The sequence below is a fragment of the Methylobacterium sp. DB0501 genome, assembly GCF_011043735.1.
Classification (GTDB): domain Bacteria; phylum Pseudomonadota; class Alphaproteobacteria; order Rhizobiales; family Beijerinckiaceae; genus Methylobacterium; species Methylobacterium alsaeris.
Map to the genome: position 1 here is coordinate 1 of NZ_JAAKGV010000066.1, position 2,500 is coordinate 2,500.

Annotated in this window: 1 protein-coding gene and 1 pseudogene; both read left to right on the forward strand. The window is 69.0% G+C overall.

All coding sequences use genetic code 11. From position 1 onward, the window contains the following. Positions 1–115 precede the first annotated feature (115 nt). Positions 116–1,609 (forward strand): annotated as a pseudogene (istA, locus tag G4G93_RS35245) (IS21 family transposase); the annotation flags it as partial. Between the two features lie 2 nt (positions 1,610–1,611). Continuing rightward, a complete protein-coding gene (istB, locus tag G4G93_RS35250; RefSeq protein ID WP_409513835.1) occupies positions 1,612–2,346 on the forward strand; it encodes an IS21-like element helper ATPase IstB in 735 nt (244 codons plus the stop codon). Positions 2,347–2,500: the final 154 nt, after the last annotated feature.

Genomic DNA, 2,500 nt, shown 5'->3' on the forward strand with positions numbered 1-2,500 from the left:
TGTGATTAGGCGTGGAATAAGGACCCCGTTTCCGGGGTGATCGGCGTCCAAACGGGCCCCCCAGGATACTTCATCCAGACTGCCTCCCGCACTCGGAACGGGAGGCTCGCGGAGGATGTTGGTCGTGGAGACGGTCGCGAAGATCCGCCGCGCGTACTTCGTGCAGCATAAGCCGATCAAGCAGATCTGCCGGGAGCTGAAGCTCTCCCGCAAGGTCGTCAGGAAGGTGATCCGCTCGGAGGCAACCGCCTTCCGCTACACCCGCAGCGTCCAGCCTGCACCCAAGCTCGGGCCCTGGCGCGACGAGCTCGACCGGATGCTGGCGGCCAATACGGGGAAGCCGGCGCGGGAGCGGCTGACGCTGACCCGGATCTTCGAGGCGCTGCGGGGGCTCGGCTACGAGGGCGGCTATGATGCCGTCCGCCGCTACGCCAAGACGTGGAAGCGCCAGCAGGCCAGCGTGACGGCTCCCGCCTTCGTGCCGCTCGCCTTCGCCCCGGGTGAGGCCTACCAGTTCGACTGGAGCCATGAGATCGTCCTGATCGCCGGCGTCACTACGACGATCAAGGTCGCCCACGTCCGCCTCTGCCACTCGCGCATGCTGTTCGTGCGGGCCTATCCGCGCGAGAGCCAGGAGATGGTCTTCGACGCCCACGACCGGGCGTTCGCCTTCTTCCGCGGCACCTGCCAGCGCGGCATCTACGACAACATGAAGACCGCGGTCGAGACGATCTTCGTCGGGCGCGAGCGCGCCTACAACCGCCGCTTCCTGCAGATGTGCTCGCACTACCTCGTCGAGCCCGTGGCCTGCACGCCGGCGTCAGGCTGGGAGAAGGGGCAGGTCGAGAACCAGGTCGGGCTGGTGCGCGAGCGCCTGTTCACCCCGCGCGTCCGGGTGAGAAGCTACGACGAGCTCAATGCCCTGCTGCTCGACGGGGTCGTCGCCTACGCCAAGGCCCACCCGCATCCCGAGCAGCGCGACCTGACGATCTGGCAGGCCTTTGAAGCCGAACGGGGAGCCCTGGTCCCCTACGCCGGACGCTTCGACGGCTTCCACGCCGTGCCGGCGGCCGTGTCCTCGACCTGCCTGGTGCGCTTCGACAACAACAAGTACTCGGTCATGGCCTCGGCCATCGGTCGCCCGGTCGAGGTGCGCGCCTATGCCGAGCGCATCGAGATCCGCCAGGATGGACGCGTCGTCGCCGAGCACCCGCGGGCCTTCGGCCGCGGCCAGACGGTGTTCGACCCCTGGCACTACGTCCCCGTGCTCGCCCGCAAGCCTGGCGCGCTGCGCAACGGCGCACCGTTCAAGGACTGGGTCCTGCCCGCCGCCCTCGAACGGATCCGCCGCAAGCTCGCCGGCAGCGCCGACGGCGACCGCCAGATGGTCGAGATCCTCACCGCCGTGCTCGGCGACGGCCTCTCCGCGGTCGAGGCGGCCTGCGCCGAGGCACTGCGCGAGGGCGTGCACTCGGCCGACGTGGTGCTCAACATCCTGGCCCGCCAGCGGGAGCCGCCCGCGCCCGTCCCGCTGCTGACGCCCGAGAACCTGCGGCTGCGCCACGAGCCGGTCGCTGACTGTGCCCGCTACGACAGCCTGAGGAGAGCCCCATGATGGAACGTCAGCAGATCCTCGCCACCATGGGCGAGCTGAAGCTGTTCGGGATGAAGGCGGCCTACGACGAGATCATCAAGGTCGCCCTCAAGCGCAGCCACGAACCGCAGCAGATCGTCGGCGACCTGTTGCAGGCCGAGATCAGCGAGAAGCAGGCGCGCTCGATCCGCTACCAGATGACGATCGCCAAGCTGCCCCTGGCTAAGGACCTCGCCGAGTTCGCCTTTGGCGGGACGCCGATCAACGAGGGTCTGGTGCGCGACCTCTGCGGCGGCGAGTTCCTGGCCCACCAGCGCAACGTCGTGCTGGTCGGCGGCACCGGCACGGGCAAGACGCATCTGGCCATCGCGGTCGCCCGGTCGTGCATCCGGGACGGGGCGCGGGCCCGGTTCTACAATGTGGTCGACCTCGTCAACCGGCTCGAGGCCGAGGCGCGAGCCGGCCGGCAGGGCCGCATCGCCGACCACCTCGCCCGGCTCGACCTGGTGGTGCTGGACGAGCTCGGCTACCTGCCGTTCGCGCAGTCGGGCGGTCAGCTGCTGTTCCACCTGATCAGCCGGCTCTACGAGACCACCTCGATCGTGGTGACGACCAACCTGGCGTTCGGGGAGTGGCCAAGCGTGTTTGCCGGCGACGCCAAGATGACGACGGCACTGCTCGATCGACTGACCCACCACTGCGAGATCGTCGAGACCGGCAACGAGAGCTGGCGCTTCAAGAACCGGGCGTGAGGGCGGTCTGCGCGCAGCTCATCCTGGACCCCTGCTCAGCCCGGCTGCGCCACCCCGACCCGCTTCGCCGGGCTGATCAGGGGCGTCGCGCCACGCGCAACAAAGGGTCCCGATTGGACGCCGATCAGGGGTCCCGTTCCGATGCCGTTTGACA

What these genes read in the sequence shown, in the direction of transcription:
- istB (WP_409513835.1), top strand. Translation starts at nt 1,612, where the DNA reads ATGATGGAACGTCAGCAGATCCTCGCCACCATGGGCGAGCTGAAGCTG.